Raw genomic sequence first — 15,455 nt, 5'->3', positions numbered from 1 at the left:
GAATAGACGTATCAAGGTTGCCTGCGCTGAAAGTGCTCCGCCGGCCAGCGGCGACACATTAGGCTCCAGCAATATAACGTAAACATAATTTAAATGGCGTAAATCTTTGCAGGCAGCGCCTTACCTTTGCGGCTATGAAACGGTCCTTTTTCTTTTTATACTTCCTGGCCAGTGCTTTTACCGCTCTGGCGCAGGCCGATACCACGCAGCACATTATAGCCGGACGCACCAACAGCCCGGAACAGCAGCAAAAGCCTTATGTTATCCTGGTTTCTGCAGATGGCTTCCGCTACGATTATGCCGATAAGTATAAGGCCAAAAACCTGCTGGCGCTACGGCAGCAGGGCGTACAGGCGCAAGCCATGCTGCCCTCTTTCCCGTCCAAGACCTTTCCGAACCATTATACCCTTGTTACCGGCCTGTACCCGGCCCACCACGGCCTGATCAACAACAAGTTTTATGATGGCAAACGCCATGAGTTTTATACGGTAGGCGACCGCAGCAAAGTGGAAGATGGCAGCTGGTATGGCGGCGTGCCCCTGTGGGTGCTGGCAGAACAGCAGCAGATGCTCACGGCCAGCTTCTTCTGGGTAGGTTCCGAGGCGCCCATCAAAGGCATTCATCCTACTTATTATTATACTTATAATGAGGCGATCCCGCTTGCCAAACGGATACAGACCGTGGAGAACTGGCTGCGCCTGCCCGAAGAAAAACGCCCGCACCTGATTACGTTCTATATGCCGGAGGTAGACCACGCCGGCCACAACTATGGGCCTGATGCGCCGGAAACAGAAAGAGCAGTGCAGCTGGCAGATTCAGCCATGCAACTGCTGACCAGCGCGGTAGCCCGGACCGGCCTGCCTGTGAACATTGTCTTCGTGTCGGACCATGGCATGACGCAGGTAGATACCGAACATACACTGTCATTGCCGGCATCGATCGATACATCAAAGTTTATCCTCTCGGAAGGCGACGTGACAGTAGAGCTCTTTGCAAAAAACAAAAAGGATATCAGGCCCATATACCGGCAACTCAAAAAGGAAGCCCTGGGCTACAAGGTGTATCTTAAAACCAACACACCACGCCGCTGGCATTATGGCGCCAAAGACGACTGCTTCGGGCGGGTGGGCGATATTCTGCTGATACCGGAATGGCCCAAGATCTTTCATTCTTCCCCACGCAAACCTGTGCCCGGCCACCACGGCTACGACCCGGATAGAGTGAAAGAGATGGGCGCCACTTTTTATGCCTGGGGACCGGCTTTTAAAAAGCATCTGGTGCTTCCGCCATTCCGCAACGTGCAGGTATACCCGCTCATAACCGAGCTGCTCGGCCTGGAGTACACGCACAAAATTGACGGCAATAAGAAGCTGGTCAAGAAAGTGCTGTAAGTATAGCCAACTGGCCCTTGACCACGATACGCGCCGCTGTTGCTTTAAGTATAAGCAACAGCGGCGCGTCTGCGTTTACAGGTCGTAAAGGATATCCATTTCTGCCACGACAACCAGCCAGTTATACTTTTCCTCTATTTTGGATTTCAGCTCCTGTGCTGGTTCGGGCTCCCCATGGTTGAGAAATATCTGCTTTGGCGCTTCCTGCAGCGAAGCCAGCCACCACAGCAGGTCGCTCTGGTCGGCATGCGCCGAAAGCGAGCTGATCTGGCTTATCTCGGCCCGCACAGCATAATCAGTATCATCGATGCGGATGCTGGCAGCGCCGTTGCTTAGCTGGCTTCCGCGGGTGCCGCTGGCCTGGTAGCCTACCAGCAATACGGTGTTTTTCTCGTCGCCCAGCAGCTTGGTCAGGTAGTAGAGCACACGCCCGCCGGTCACCATGCCGCTACCGGCAATAATGATTTTGGTCTTTTGCCCGTTCTCATGCAGCACCTGCAGCGTTTCATCAAAGCTCTTGATGATGTGCACGTTTTCAGTCAGGCTGGTGCCTTCCTCTTCGGTCATGTTGTGCCAGTCGGGGTACTTCTGAAAGAGTTCAGTCACTTCGGAGCCCATAGGCGAATCGAGGAAGATGGGCAATGTGGGGATGCTTTTCTCCCGCATCAGGTTGTTGAGCAGCATGATGATCTCCTGTGCCCGTTCTACGGCAAAACTCGGGATCACCAGAACGCCTCCTTTCTCGTAGGTCTTGTTCACCACCTCCTGCAGCACCTGGTAAGGGGAGAAGGCAATGCCGTGCTGCTTGTTGCCATAGGTCGATTCGAGCACGATGAAGTCAGCTTTTTCCGGGCGCGTGGGCGGGTCGAGCACCAGCGGCCGTTGCCGGCCAATGTCACCGGAGAAAACAATGCTGCGGCCGTGGGTCTCCAGCTCAATGGAGGCTGATCCAAGTATGTGGCCGCTTTTTACAAAACGGAACTTTACTCCGGCTACCTCCACCCATTCCCTAATGGGGCAGGTTTCGAAGAGCGCCATTGTGCGCCGCACATGTTTTTCCTTGTAAAGGGGTTTGAGGGGTTTCTTGCCGGCAAGCTGGCGCCGTTCGTTGGCAGCCCGGGTGTCTTCCGCCTGAATATGGGCACTATCGTAGAGGATGATCTCGGTTATGTCTTTGCTTGGTGCTGTGGCATAAATGGGCCCTTTAAAGCCTTTTTTTACCAGCACGGGCAGGTACCCGCAATGGTCCAGGTGGCCGTGCGTCAGGATAATGGCATCCAGCGCTGCGGGATTAAAAGGAAGCCGTTTTATTTTGTTCAGCTGCCGCTCGGACCGCTCTCCCTGAAAAAGGCCGCAATCAATCAGTATTTTTTTATCACCTGCCTGCAACAGGGTTTTGGAGCCGGTTACTACGCCAGCCGCGCCAAGAAACTGCAACTGGACAGGGGTTTGTTCATTCGCCATAGAAGCCAAGTATAAAGAAGGTCGTCCATCGACCGGGTATGGTGTGGTCATACGTGGGAGCGAACGACACGGCTATTTGCCGAGCAGGTGCCAACTAGCCATTCAGTGGTAAGCAGCTGATAGCCAAACGGAAAATATTATTTAGTAAGAAAGGTCTTACGTAAGGCAGGACACAAAAAAGCCGCTCCCGGTTCAGGAGCGGCTTTGTAGGGAGAATTTTTATTTATTGCGGCCCGGAAGGTAGACCTGCAGGCCGACTGCTACCGAGAGACCGGACGTGCCGGAACCCACATCAATATCGGCGTGGGTACGGGTGTAGCGCAAAATTCCTTCCAGGGCCACGTTACGGGCGACAAAGTGGGCATAACCGGCGCCTATGCCAAAAACCGAAGAAACAACAGCATCCTCTTCGCTGTCTTTTGTAGAGCTGCCGGCAAAGCCGGCCCGGGCTTCGCCAAACCAACGGTGGGTAGGCGCGGCGCCTTCCGGAAAGTAATACCGGGCAAAGGGCGTGAGGCCGTAACGGAAGTTGGTGCCCCCGTCGTAGGCTGTCAGGCCAAGTTGCACCTGCGCACCGAGCGCGGCATTGTCGCTCACAAAATAACCGGCATTCGGGTTAATGTCTATGTTAAACTCATCAGAGTTGAAGTTAAAGCCTATGGAGCCAATATCAGCGCCTACTAACCAGTTGCCCTTCTGTATGGCGTCGTCGGCGGTAGCAGCGGTGGTTTGTGGGGCTGGAATATTGCCCATGTCCTGCGCGGATGCCCCGAACAGGAAAGCAGTGAAAAAGAAGGAAAGTAAAAATAAGCGTTTCATAGATCAGGGATTAAAGGTAAGATCTGCCTTACAACACGTAAGGCTCTATAAATAACGCGCTTACGTTTCCTTTGTTTACTCAAATCAACACTTGCACTTGCAAATCCAGTAGCCCACGCCAGGGCTTTATGCGGCTGCTCCCCTTTTACAGAAGCTACAAGGTTCCGGTTTATACCTGCGCGGCAAGGCTGCGTACAAGTATAGATCACCTTCTAAGGCACAGGTTTATGAGAAAAGAGCAGGATAGCTGGCAAGCAGCAAAAGATGCGCATACAGCCCCATGGCAATACTTTTGCCGCGCTGCAGGGCGGGGACTCCTGGCCGGGCTGGCAGGTACCGCGGCTATGACTGTGGCCCAGCTGATCGAAATGCAGCTTACCGGACGCGAGCCCAGCGACACGCCTTACAAAGCCTTTAGTAAAGTGTTTGGCCTGAAAGCCCGAAATGAGGAAGAGAAAAAGAAGCTGTCCAACCTCATCCATTGGGGCTATGGTACCTCCTGGGGAATTCCACGGGGTTTGCTGGCTGCTTATGGGGCGGATGGTGCAGCCGGCACCGGGGCGCATTTTGCTGCTGTCTGGGGTTCTGAGCTCGTCATGCTGCCTTCGCTGGGGGTGGCGGAGCCGGTTACAAAATGGGGCGGCAAAGCCATTGCCCAGGATGTGCTGTTCCATCTCATCTATGCTGTCACAACGGGCCTTGTAGCGGATGCCCTTACCGGTTATGCAGCTGAAAAGAAAAAGTAATGGAGCGTTTGCTCGGCAGGATCATGAGGAAAGGTTGCTTTTACCTTTGGTTAACGTAGGGACTTCATTTATACTACAAGGATGTTTAGCGTTTTTGGCTAAGACTGCTATGGTCTTCATGCTATTGTGTTTCCCTGGCGCAAGCGTCCGCTTGTGCCTACACTGTTGGATTGATAAGCAGCGTTAGGCTCAGTGCTGAGGAGGAAGACTTTACACGTGCGGACACAAGCGGACGCTTGCGCCATAAGTTGATGAGCCGGTAAACTTTAATCTGCTACTTCATTTATACTTCATTTATACTTCATTTATACTTCATTTATACTTCATTTATACTTCATTTATACTTCATTTATACTTCATTTATACTTCATTTATACTTCATTTATACTTCATTTATACTTCATTTATACTTGAGCTTTATCGATCCCGTATTTACAAAGGGAAGAGGGAATCTCCGCTAGTTGAAACAAGCTTAATTCGTACAGATGGAAAAAAGAACATTAGGAAAACAGGGGCTCGAAGTGTCTGCTTTGGGCCTTGGTTGCATGGGCATGTCCGATTTTTACAGCAACCGCGATGACCAGGAGTCCATTGCGACCATTCACCGGGCGCTGGAGTTGGGCGTTACTTTTCTGGATACGGCTGATATGTATGGCGTAGGTGCTAACGAGGAATTGGTCGGCAAGGCCATCAAAGGACGGCGCGAAGAGGTGGTGCTGGCGACCAAGTTCGGGAATGTGCGGGCGCAGGATGGCAGCTTCTTAGGTATAAACGGCCGGCCCGAGTATGTGAAAAGTGCCTGCGAGGCCAGCCTCAAACGCCTTGGCGTGGATTACATTGACCTTTACTACCAGCACCGCGTTGACAAGAATACGCCTATTGAAGATACGGTTGGTGCTATGGCCGAGCTGGTGCAGGAAGGGAAGGTGCGGTTTCTGGGATTGTCGGAAGCGGGGGTGCATACTATCCGCAAAGCCAACACGGTGCACCCGATCACGGCGCTGCAAACCGAGTACTCGCTCTGGAGCCGTGATGTGGAAGATGAGATTCTGCCAGCCTGTCGCGAACTGGGCATCGGATTTGTGCCCTACAGCCCTCTGGGCAGAGGCTTCTTGACCGGCCAGATCAAACGTTTCGAAGACCTGCCGGAAGACGATTACCGGCGCCAGTCACCGCGTTTCCAGGGAGAGAACTTTCAAAAGAACATCGACCTGGTCCGGAAAATAGAAGAACTGGCACACCACAAGAAATGCCAGCCCTCGCAGCTGGCACTGGCCTGGCTGCTGGCACAGGGCAAGGACATCGTGCCAATTCCGGGCACCAAGCGCCGCCAGTATTTGGAAGAAAACCTGGGTGCCCTGCACGTGCACCTCACAACAGTGGAATTGCAGCAGCTGGATGAAATTGCGCCGAAAGGCGTAGCAGCCGGCGGCCGCTACCGGGCAGAGCAGATGACGAATGTTAATGTATAAACAAGCCTGGTAAAGGGCGGCTATTTATACTTGATAGCCAACAAAAAAGCGGAGCAACCCTGTGGGCCGGCTCCGCTTTTTTGTTGGCTACTGTGCTGTAAGCAAGCCATATATCTAACGGGAGCGGTAATCTTGAATAATGCCCTCACAGATCCAGTTGGCCAGCGCCTGCCGGTTATTAGCAATCACAAAGCGCCGCTGGTCCAGGGTATTGCGGATGTTTCCTAGTTCGATAAAGACGGTAGGCGGGTGGCTATACTTGACCACGTATAAGGTACTGCGGTCTGACACAGTGCCGAAATAATCGCGGTTTGGCTGGTAGCGTTTGTAGTTTTTGGTAAAGGTCTGGTGAATGGACTGGGCCATTTTCTGTCCTAAAGCACTGTTATCGTGGTGGTAAAAGAACACGTCGATATTCTGGCCTTCGCTGCGGCTGTCCACGTGGATCTCCAGCATGCGCTGGTAAGCGCCTTTGTTCTGGGCATATAACCTGTTTATGGCGCTGGTGCGCTGGTGGAGCCGCTCCCGTTGGTTATAGGCTAGTTTTTTATCCGGGTAGTTAATTTCATCGCGATCCATTTTCAGAATACTTTCGTCCCGGATGCCATCATCTTTGTCCTGCACGATCATGTAAACGGTTGCCCCGTGTTCCATCAGGGTGCGGGCTAGCCGGATGGTAACGTCGTAGGCATATTCATCTTCGGCAAGGGCGTAAGGGCCATACTTGCCCACAGCACCCGGATCGGGGCCGCCGTGGCCCGACGAGAGGTAATAAACAGCGCCACTCAGCTTGCGGTCTTTAACTTCTACGCGTTCATAGGCGTTGCCAAACAGCGGCACTTTGAGGGTACGTGCGGAGGCACTTGCGTTTTCGCTTTTCAACGGTGTCGGCTCCTTTTCTGTAGTGGCGGCTGTGGCAGCCGGTAGCAGGTACGTTCTGCCGGCATACAGGCTGTTGTCTTTGCCCAGGTTATCCTGGTTCAGGTGCAGGAAATCCTGCAGGTGCGATGCGTTAAGTCCGTAGCGGCGCAGGAGTGTATAAATGCCATCACCTTTTTTAGCAACAGCCTTTAAAGCATCATTCTGGCAAAAAGCCAGGGTGGATAGGAGAAGAAGCGGAATTAGAAGCAGGTAAGATCGTAAAAAATAAATATTCATTAGTGGACTACGTCGTTCAGGGCTATGTTACTAAATAAAATGCAAAGCAGAAAAGGTAAGCCGGAATCTTATAAAAAAAGCATGGCAAGCTACAAGGCGGCATACCTGCCAGGCTACCTTTTCCAAAGCTTACCGGGCATGGGTAGCTTATACTTTCATCTCCTTATTAAGATACATAGTGGTATCGAAATTTTGCTGCAAGTACCCGCTCTTGCTTACTATTGCCACATACAAGTATAAATTAAAGTTACTAAGAGTCCCTTTTGATTTCACAGGCATTATCTTCCTCTTTCAAAAGCAGGGTCGTTTCATTCTGATAAATCCGGTCGTGTTTAAGGGGAGTCCATACTTGTGACCGGCTAAAATTGAGCCTCTGCCCAGTCGGATTACAAATCCGACTTGATATGCAAGACACGGGTTACAAACCCGCACCAGCAAAAGAAAAATTCCTCTTTTGAAGGCAGGGCTGTTAAGTTATAACAAGATAATCTCAAACACACTGTCATTCTGTTAAGAATCTTGGTAGCAGGGAGGTTAAGCCTTTGCGGCTTGCCCACAAGATCCTTTCAGGATGACAAAAAAGTAGAACTTAAGGGCCCTACCCTTAGAAGGGTTAAGCGGATGATTTTGCTTAATGCTATACTAATCAAAAATATATAGCCTTTCTAATTGAAAGAACAGGGCACAAGCGGACGCTTGCGCCATCGTAAGGGCCTGAGTAGGGTAGGACATCATCATAAAGAAGGCTTCACTTGATGCGAAGCCTTTTTTATGATGATGCGATTGGTTTATTTCTCAACCACTTTGATCAGGGTTCCTTTTTCAATGCGGTCAGTTAGTTGCATGCCATTCAGAATAGCCATTTCCTCCTGCTTGTCCTGGGGCACTTTAAAGTTCTGCAGCACCAGGCCAAGCGAAGCCGACTGCGCAGCCGTTTTAATGCGGACTTGCTCGGGCTGCCTGTTGAGCTTATCCGGATCGGTGAGCTGGCTGAAATTCTGCATGGTGCCGCTGAATTGCTGGAAGTAGGTATCAAAGTTATCGGACGTGCTGATGCCCATCAAGCTATAAATGTTGCCCCCATACTTGATCAGGTAGGTAAGCGTGCGCAATACCTGTTGCTGCTGCTGTTGCTGTTGTTGGTCCTGCTGCGGTTTCTGGTCTGCCACAATGGCCAGGGCCGGTAGGCCATTTACCGTTACATTCTTGGATTCGAGCGCCTGCAACTGGTATTGCTGCAGCATTTGCTGGGCTGCCGCTTCCAGGGTTTCGCCGGGTACCAGGCTCAGCGACATGGCCGCTTTGCCGTCGGGCGGCACCATCTGGAACTGCTGTGGCGAGTTCATATATTTCCAGCCATTGGGAATGGGAAACTTAAACTTGAGCTCCGGGTGATAAAAGACCTGGTTCTCCACAAATCCCTGTCGCGGGTCTTCGCCAAACACAATGCCGTCAATGAGCTTCAGGTAATCATTCCGGTCTACCTCGGCATGGGTCAGGCTAAGCTTCTGTTTCCATTCGGTCGCCATTTTGCTCACCGCCTCATAGCGGTCAGCAGAGTTGGGGTGTGAAGACAAAAAGTCGGGGATGGCTTCGGCGCCGCTGGCTTCCTGCTCGCGTTGCAGGGTTAAAAAGAAGTCGGCCATTTCGGCGGCATCATACCCGATCTTGGAAGAGTATTCCACGCCCAGCTTATCGGCTTCCCGCTCATCGTCGCGCCCGAATTTAAGGAACAGAAGGCCCAGCCCCTGCGAGGCAGCATCGCCGAACTGCGAAGCGACATTGGGCGCCAGCACCATACCGGCAATAAGGCCCACCTGCGCCAGGGTAGCCTTGCTTTGCTGTTGTGCCGAGTGGCGGGCGGCAATGTGCCCGATCTCGTGGCCTAACACGCCGGCAAACTGCGCTTCGTTGTTAAAATACGCCATAATGCCGCGTGTAAAGTATACGTAGCCACCGGGTACGGCAAAGGCGTTTATCACCGGCGAGTCCACAATTTTAAAGTTATACTTGAGGTTGCTCCGGTGGGAGACCGCGGCCATGGCCTGGCCTTTTTCCTGGATGAATGCCTGTAGTTTCGGGCTGTTGTATTCCCCGAACTGGGCCACCACGGCCGGGTCGGTCTGTTGCCCTAATGCAACTTCCTGTTCTTCGGACATAAAGATCAGGTCTTTTTTGCCGGTGACCGGGTTAGTGGCACAGGAGTTAAATAGCAGCAATATAGCTGCTATAAAGCCTGTTATGGTTGTTTTTTTCATAGTGTAGGATCATGTTAATTTCCCATACCTGTTTTTCCCGACAGGGATCATATATTAGGAAAGTTTTATTTACCCCTCAACGACTTTGTAAAGGGGATAGTTACAATGGCGCTTAGGAGAGCAAGGTGAGCCGGTAAAGTGCAAAGGAATGATGACTTAACGCCTACGTGCCGCAGGGAGCGGGTTACCCGGCAGCTAAGGCGTTTCTGTACTGGTATGCTGCACTTCGGTTTCTGTTACTATGCGGCTCAGGTCGGTCAGAATGCTGCCCAAATCGCGCAAGATCTCTAACGAAGTCGTATTCCGCAGGTTCAGCAGGCAATCGGTTTGTTGGCTTCGCGCCTCCAGGATGCAGGTGCGCAGGGTGCGGAGCCTGGGCTCGGAGTGATCAAGTATGGCTTCGCCAAATGCCCCTATACAGTTGGCCGTTGCTTCCATGGCCCCTTTCAGCTGCAGTAAAATAGCCTGGTTGTGGTTGATGTCTGTTTCCTGCAGGTCGGCCAGCCCCCGCCGGATGCCCCGGATCTGTGTGGTGATCTGCTCCAGCATTTTAATGCGCAAAGCCAGGCGCTTTAACCGGGTGCGTTTAGGGGTAAGGAAAGGGTTATACTTCAGGCTCTGTTCGGCCAGCTTCAGCGTCTGGTGGCAGTTTTCGGCTTCCCTGATGAGGGCGTCTACTTCCGAGCGGCCCGTTTTGCGGCGCTTGCCGCTTGTGTCCAGCAAACTCGTGAGCTGGATAAGCGTTGTCTGGGCCAGGTTGCTGAAGGTACGGATGCTGCGCTCCACATCCGGAATGGCATTTTGCGGCACGATCAGGGCATTTATTAGCACGGCAATCCCAGAGCCGATCATGGTTTCGATGATGCGCTCATAGCCATACCCGTGGCGGGTGTTGCCAAAAGCCAGCACCAGTAACGAACTGACGGCCACTTGCGAGATGATCTGCGGGTTCAGGCGAAGCGCCTTGGCAAAGCCCATGCCGATGAGAATCACAAGGAAAATAGATAAAGCCCCGATCTCAAACCAACGCCCCAGCACCATACTGACCAGCACGCCGCCAATGATACCAATTATGCGCTGTGAGGCTTTATCCACCGAATCGGCTACGGTAACCTGTACGGTCAGGATAGCGGCGATGGCGGCAAAATAGGGGTACTCGGCATGCAACAGGCTGGTGGCGACAAACCAGGCGACGGCAGCGGCTAAAGCCGTTTTAAGGATCTGTAAGGTTAGCCCGAAGCGGGCAAGGAACTGGATGCTTTTATACAAGGGTATGGCTGTTGCTTAAATACTTGCCCGGCAGGTACAGCTACAAAGATGTGCTTTATACCTGATTTATCCTGCAACGTAGGTCGTGTTGTTTTGATACGGATAGCGCCTGCTTTCTTCCGGTAAAAAGTGTTAGGTATAAACCAAGACAACACCTAATAAAAAACGGAGCCTCCTGATTTCAGAAGCTGGTTCCAGGTTTGCCTGTTGCGGCCGGTTTCATTGGGGTATAAAGTCATTACTTTGTCTGATTGCCAGACCTGTTTACTATCCAGATCCATGATAGAGAGGCAACCGGTAAAAGCAGCCCCGGTATCGATCAGGGTCAGGTTTTCCATATGCAGGGGCGAGGTTTGCTTCCTGTCAAGCGCAATGGTGGGGGTATGGCCAATGTATACTTCCTTGTAGGGGCTGATGCGATCGGGCTTGTGCTGCTTGTAGTGGCTGTAGTGCTCTTCCACAAAATCGCGGCTCCAGAGAAGGGTATAGGCGTCGTTCTCTTCTATGGGTATGCACTCATCGAAACCCGCATGCACAAAAAGGATGTTATCAGAAGTGATATGGTATAGCCGGGCTTTTTGCAGCAGCGCCAGGTGTGCCGGCGGCATTGCAGCCCCATAAGATTTTACGGTAGCACGACCGCCCTGGCTCTGCCAGCTGTCAGAGGCCGCCTTCCTGCCATTTTGGTGGGAATAATAAGCCAGCGCCCATTGATCGTGGTTGCCCAGCAAAAAAAGCAGGTGCCTGAGCGATAAAAGCAGCTCTATACTTTCCTTTGTTTCGGACCAGCCATCCACCACATCGCCCAGGAAAAACAACTGGTCGTTTTTCTTGTCGAAGCCGCAGCGCGCCAGGCATTGTACCAGTGCTCTGTAGCCGCCGTGGCTGTCGGAGGTGACGAATCGTTTCATAAAGTACGTTGCAAAATCATGCCGCCTGTTACTTGTAACTAGACCTGTTCATTATAAAGTACGTGAGAGGGAAAGGATTTACCGAAACTATTTCCAAAGCGGTTGAAGCTGGTTTATACTGCTAACTCCTGATAAATAGTATAGGGCAAGTATGGGCTGCTATATTATGTAAATCCGAAAGTGCGCCCTCATAGAGCCATAAAAAAAGCCCTGCATCAGTGGCAGGGCATTTTAAATGCTTTTAAACGAATTAGCCGTTTAAACAGAGGGGCTTACATCACGGTAAAACCAATGGACTGCGAGGCATTATTGCCCTGCTTATCAGTAGCTGTTACAATGATCGTATAAGAGCCGGCTGCCGCATTGGCGTCCAGTCCGATATTAAGCTCTAAGTCCTTTTTAGTGTTATCGTTCAGGAAGTCTCTGATCTTCTGATCATCAACCTGCCGGACAGTACCACCGGCATCTGTAACGGATACCGTCAATTTATCAAGTCCTTCGTTGTCTGTCACCGTCGCTTTGAACGGCACCTGCGCGCCTGCAGCATACGAGGCATTGGCAGTAGGGGAAGTAATCGTTATTACAGGCGCAGTGGTGTCAAGTGTGACATCATTATCGTCGTCATCACAAGCAGTAAAAGCAAGGACAAACAAAAGCGCGAAAAGCCAGTTCAGTTTTTTCATATTAGTAACGTGAGCTAAAATTTTAATAATAATTAAATTGTATAATATTTAGTATGATTGTTTCGGGTTCTTAGCCTTTCAACCAACCGATACATCTAAACGTGGGCATTTTTATAAAGTTATGTTAGGTAAACAGCAATAAGGTCTTTAGGATATACTATATGTAAATAGTATAATATTTAGATTTCTAGGCTGGGTACGTCTTTTGTTAACGGGGAGCTCTGGCGGAAAGAGGCAAGCTGTTCAGATATAACGGCGCGTGCGGGTGCCGGCAAATAAAAGCGTCAGGCAGCCAACGCTCGTTAGCCGCCTGACGCTTAAAGAAGTATGATACTAAGCGTTTGGGAATGCTGCTGCTAGCGCGCGCAGATACCCCGGTACGGGCACCATTGGCAAACTTCCAGGTCATTGGTTTTGCGGATTGGCTCTTCGGGGTCCAGCATATGTTTTACAAAATCGGTCAGCAGCTGCTCTGAGGCCGATATAAAATTGGTGTTTTCCGCTTCTTTTCCGAAAGGGAGCTCGGCCACCAGCACGCCGTCTTCCAGGTTGCGAAACGACAGAATGCCGGACCTGGGAACAATGTGGTGCGCCTCCATATGCCGGGCATTTTTCAGGATGATGTCCGGTTGCTCCTGCAGGTTACGTTGCAGCACATACTGGTAGAGCCAGAGCTGGCGGGCTTTGTCAAATTTGCGGTCGCTGGTAAAGTGCAACGCCATATCTTCGGGCTTCACCTGTAGTTGGCTTTTCTCCACCCTGCCGGTTTTATAATCGATCACGCGCAGTGCATTGCCGGTCAGGTCAATGCGGTCGGCTTTGCCGGCAATGCGCACCGGAATCACCTCGCCGCCTACTGCTACGGGAAGTATAGCGGCCAGCGTGTCTTCCAGGCGCAGCACATAAAGCGGCAGTTCGTCGGAGTCTCTTAGTTTTTCCAGGTATTTTTCCAGCACCTGCACCGCTACCTTAAACAGCAGATAATTCATGCCCCGCTCCGGCGAAGCACCGCGGGTGGTTTTCCGGAATTCTTCTTTTACCTGCCCGGGCAGTTGCTGCAACATCAGGGCCACATCTGCTGCTAAAATCGGCTTGCCGCTCTGCTCAAATGGGCGGAAAAAATCTTCCAGCACCTGGTGCACCAGCGTCCCAAATTTATCGGTGCCCAACTGCTCTTCCACCTCGTCCATCTCCTGTATTTTGGCAATGCGGCTGAAATAATACTGCAACGAACAGTTGATGTACATGTTAAGGTGCGAGGGGTAGAGGCCCTTTTCCAGCTCTTTTTTCAGCTGCGTGAGCGTCTGCGCATCTTTTTCAATCAGGATGTCCTCGTCATAATTCTTTGTTTGCTGCTGCTCTACGGCCGCTGTCAGATCCCGGAACGTGATGCCCGGGTTGCGCAAGGCCAGGTCATGCTGCAGTTGCAGGATAAACCGGCTTTTCTCGCCCGAGCCATAGGTATCGGAGGGAAGCACATAAAGTAAATGCACGCGTTTGGCGCGCTGCAGCAAGCGGTAAAAATTATACGCCATCGCGCCTTCCGTCTCCGAATAAGTGGGCAGGCCAAACTCACGCAGCACATCATACGGCATCAGCGATTCGTGACGCTTTGGCGCCGGTAAGGTGTTCTCGTTTACTGACAGAATGATGACGTTCTCAAAATCAAGCGCCCGCGTTTCCAGCATACCCATAATTTGTACTTCGGAGATCGGCTCGCCGCTGAAGGGCAATCGGGTGGCCGAGATCAGCTCGTACAGAAACTTACGGAAGCTGCGCACCCCGATCTTGTGCTCGCGGCAATCGAAAATGGTGTCGAGCCGCTTTACCAGGGTATAAAAGATGTAGAGATACTCGGTTTCAATGGTGTTGGGCTGGTGGCTGTATACTTCGCGCAGCAGCTCGATGAGATTATACATGGCCGCGATAATATCATCGCAATCGCGCCAGGTTTTAAAGAGTGTCTCGAAAAGTGGGTGTTGCCGGCCCATGTGCAGCAGGTCCTGCGCTGATACCAACACCCGATTATCGGCCACTATTTTATCGATAACCTGCTGGATGAGGCCATGGTGTTTAACCTGCCCGGGCTGTTCGTTGAGGTATACTTCATACCTGCGGATAAAAGGGTGCGTGAGCAGTTTGGTAACCGACAGGTGGTGGTACTGGTATACTTTGTAGCCCGATTCCTGCAGCTGGGTTACGCCGGTCAGGTGCACTTCAAACAGCAGGTCGATAAGGTTGAACAGAGGGGTGCCTTTAAAGCTCAGGCCCATGGTGACGTTATAGTTGGGCACCTCGTCGGGGATGGAGTGCAGCACCGGCAAAAGCAGGGTTTCGTCGGGTAGGATGATGGCCGTTTGCGCGTGCTTGTCCTGCTGCCGGATCTGTTGTAAAAGCTGCCCGGCCAGTTTGCCCTGCATGCTGGCATTGGCTACCCCGATCACGCTGATCTCCTTGTCGTCGGTCAGCAAGAGGTTTTGCTGCCAGCGCCACTCGGGCAGTTTCCAGGTGCTTTTATACTTGCGCAGAAATGTGCCGGCCCGGTTGGGGGTACTTTCCTCCATGTAAAAGTTATCCGAGTCGAACAGCACTTCGGCCTTGTCGTGCTTGAGCAGGGCTTTAATGATCACTTCTTCGGAAGCTGTCAGGGCATTGAGGCCAATAAAAATGTACTGCTTACAGCTCGATTCTTTGGCAATGCGGTTGATGTTTTCGGCCACTTTCCGGAAAGCCATGCCGGTGTACGCCTGCTTGTTGCGGAGCAGGCGCTTTTGCAGGTTATGATACGTTTTCTCAATGTTGTCCCAGAGGCTGAAGTATTTCTTCATGGTCGGGGAGATGGCCTTGCCCAGGAACTTGGGATCCCAGCGTTCCAGCGCCTTTGCTTCCGAGAGGTACTCGAACAGCTTGCTCACATCCACCAGGTTCTGGTCGATGCGGCTGAAATCATCCAGCAGCGTGCCGCCCCAGGTTACAAACTGGTCGAAGTCGAGCAGCGGGTCCTGCTCGCGCATCAAGTCAAAGAGCTCGAGTTGCAGGTTGATTGGTTCCAGCACATCGGTCTGGGCCAGGCGCGTAATAAAATCTTCCATGCCCGCTACCTCCGGCGACCAGATCGGCTCCGGTGCAGCCTGTGCCAACGCATTTTTAAAGAAAAAGCTGGCGCGGCGGGAGGGCAGAATGATGCACAGCTCGCTGATGTTCTCTTTATACTTCTCGTAAACGTACTTGGCGGTGAGCTCGAGGAAAGTCTGCACGGGTAATTTTGAATGACTGAATGATTG

The 15,455-nt window shown here is 51.9% G+C and carries 11 protein-coding genes; 3 read left to right on the top strand and 8 right to left on the bottom strand.

Annotated features, from left to right (window positions below; genetic code table 11):
- The first annotated feature begins 134 nt into the window (after window positions 1-134).
- Complete coding sequence (locus tag LWL52_RS09505; RefSeq protein ID WP_242919196.1) at window positions 135-1,391, top strand: alkaline phosphatase family protein; 1,257 nt, start codon at window positions 135-137, stop codon at window positions 1,389-1,391.
- Window positions 1,392-1,466: 75 nt separating this feature from the next.
- Here LWL52_RS09505 and LWL52_RS09500 read toward each other — a convergent pair whose 3' ends face one another.
- Both LWL52_RS09500 and LWL52_RS09495 read right to left on the bottom strand, forming a co-directional pair.
- On the bottom strand, window positions 1,467-2,855 hold the full coding sequence (locus LWL52_RS09500; RefSeq protein WP_242919194.1) for an MBL fold metallo-hydrolase: 1,389 nt from the start codon (window positions 2,853-2,855) through the stop codon (window positions 1,467-1,469).
- Window positions 2,856-3,074: 219 nt separating this feature from the next.
- Window positions 3,075-3,674, bottom strand: a complete 600-nt coding sequence (locus tag LWL52_RS09495) for a hypothetical protein (RefSeq protein ID WP_242919192.1) — start codon at window positions 3,672-3,674, stop codon at window positions 3,075-3,077.
- Window positions 3,675-3,901: 227 nt separating this feature from the next.
- Here LWL52_RS09495 and LWL52_RS09490 point away from each other — a divergent pair, with 227 nt between their 5' ends.
- Window positions 3,902-4,420: a hypothetical protein gene (locus tag LWL52_RS09490; RefSeq protein ID WP_242919190.1), complete on the top strand. Its 519-nt coding sequence runs from the start codon at window positions 3,902-3,904 to the stop codon at window positions 4,418-4,420.
- Window positions 4,421-4,905: 485 nt separating this feature from the next.
- Window positions 4,906-5,892: an aldo/keto reductase gene (locus LWL52_RS09485; protein WP_242919187.1), complete on the top strand. Its 987-nt coding sequence runs from the start codon at window positions 4,906-4,908 to the stop codon at window positions 5,890-5,892.
- A gap of 114 nt (window positions 5,893-6,006) precedes the next feature.
- Here the strand turns inward: LWL52_RS09485 and LWL52_RS09480 are convergent, their stop codons facing one another.
- The 6 genes from LWL52_RS09480 to LWL52_RS09455 form a co-directional block, all read right to left on the bottom strand.
- Window positions 6,007-7,050 (bottom strand): N-acetylmuramoyl-L-alanine amidase family protein, encoded by a 1,044-nt coding sequence (locus LWL52_RS09480; RefSeq protein WP_242919185.1) that lies wholly within the window; start codon window positions 7,048-7,050, stop codon window positions 6,007-6,009.
- A gap of 788 nt (window positions 7,051-7,838) precedes the next feature.
- A complete protein-coding gene (locus LWL52_RS09475) occupies window positions 7,839-9,308 on the bottom strand; it encodes a M48 family metalloprotease (protein ID WP_242919183.1) in 1,470 nt (489 codons plus the stop codon).
- Between the two features lie 195 nt (window positions 9,309-9,503).
- Window positions 9,504-10,577 (bottom strand): FUSC family protein, encoded by a 1,074-nt coding sequence (locus LWL52_RS09470; protein ID WP_242919181.1) that lies wholly within the window; start codon window positions 10,575-10,577, stop codon window positions 9,504-9,506.
- Between the two features lie 155 nt (window positions 10,578-10,732).
- Window positions 10,733-11,488, bottom strand: coding sequence for a metallophosphoesterase (locus tag LWL52_RS09465; protein WP_242919179.1), 756 nt, complete (start codon window positions 11,486-11,488; stop codon window positions 10,733-10,735).
- A gap of 272 nt (window positions 11,489-11,760) precedes the next feature.
- Entirely contained in the window at window positions 11,761-12,171 is a 411-nt protein-coding gene (locus LWL52_RS09460) for a DUF4625 domain-containing protein (protein WP_242919177.1), read from the bottom strand.
- Window positions 12,172-12,527: 356 nt separating this feature from the next.
- Window positions 12,528-15,428, bottom strand: a complete 2,901-nt coding sequence (locus LWL52_RS09455) for a PD-(D/E)XK nuclease family protein (protein ID WP_242919175.1) — start codon at window positions 15,426-15,428, stop codon at window positions 12,528-12,530.
- Window positions 15,429-15,455 lie beyond the last annotated feature (27 nt).

It is taken from the genome of Pontibacter liquoris (genome assembly GCF_022758235.1).
Classification (GTDB): Bacteria; Bacteroidota; Bacteroidia; order Cytophagales; family Hymenobacteraceae; genus Pontibacter; species Pontibacter liquoris.
The sequence above is the reverse complement of the archived record's forward strand: the minus strand, read 5'-3'. Positions and strand labels throughout refer to the sequence as shown.

Excerpts from the sequence above, each read along its gene's own strand:
- LWL52_RS09490 (WP_242919190.1), top strand. The coding sequence starts at position 3,902 with ATGAGAAAAGAGCAGGATAGCTGGCAAGCAGCAAAAGATGCGCATACA.
- LWL52_RS09495 (WP_242919192.1), bottom strand. The coding sequence starts at position 3,674 with ATGAAACGCTTATTTTTACTTTCCTTCTTTTTCACTGCTTTCCTGTTC.
- LWL52_RS09505 (WP_242919196.1), top strand. The coding sequence starts at position 135 with ATGAAACGGTCCTTTTTCTTTTTATACTTCCTGGCCAGTGCTTTTACC.
- LWL52_RS09480 (WP_242919185.1), bottom strand. The coding sequence starts at position 7,050 with ATGAATATTTATTTTTTACGATCTTACCTGCTTCTAATTCCGCTTCTT.
- LWL52_RS09465 (WP_242919179.1), bottom strand. The coding sequence starts at position 11,488 with ATGAAACGATTCGTCACCTCCGACAGCCACGGCGGCTACAGAGCACTG.
- LWL52_RS09485 (WP_242919187.1), top strand. The coding sequence starts at position 4,906 with ATGGAAAAAAGAACATTAGGAAAACAGGGGCTCGAAGTGTCTGCTTTG.
- LWL52_RS09500 (WP_242919194.1), bottom strand. The coding sequence starts at position 2,855 with ATGGCGAATGAACAAACCCCTGTCCAGTTGCAGTTTCTTGGCGCGGCT.
- LWL52_RS09460 (WP_242919177.1), bottom strand. The coding sequence starts at position 12,171 with ATGAAAAAACTGAACTGGCTTTTCGCGCTTTTGTTTGTCCTTGCTTTT.
- LWL52_RS09475 (WP_242919183.1), bottom strand. The coding sequence starts at position 9,308 with ATGAAAAAAACAACCATAACAGGCTTTATAGCAGCTATATTGCTGCTA.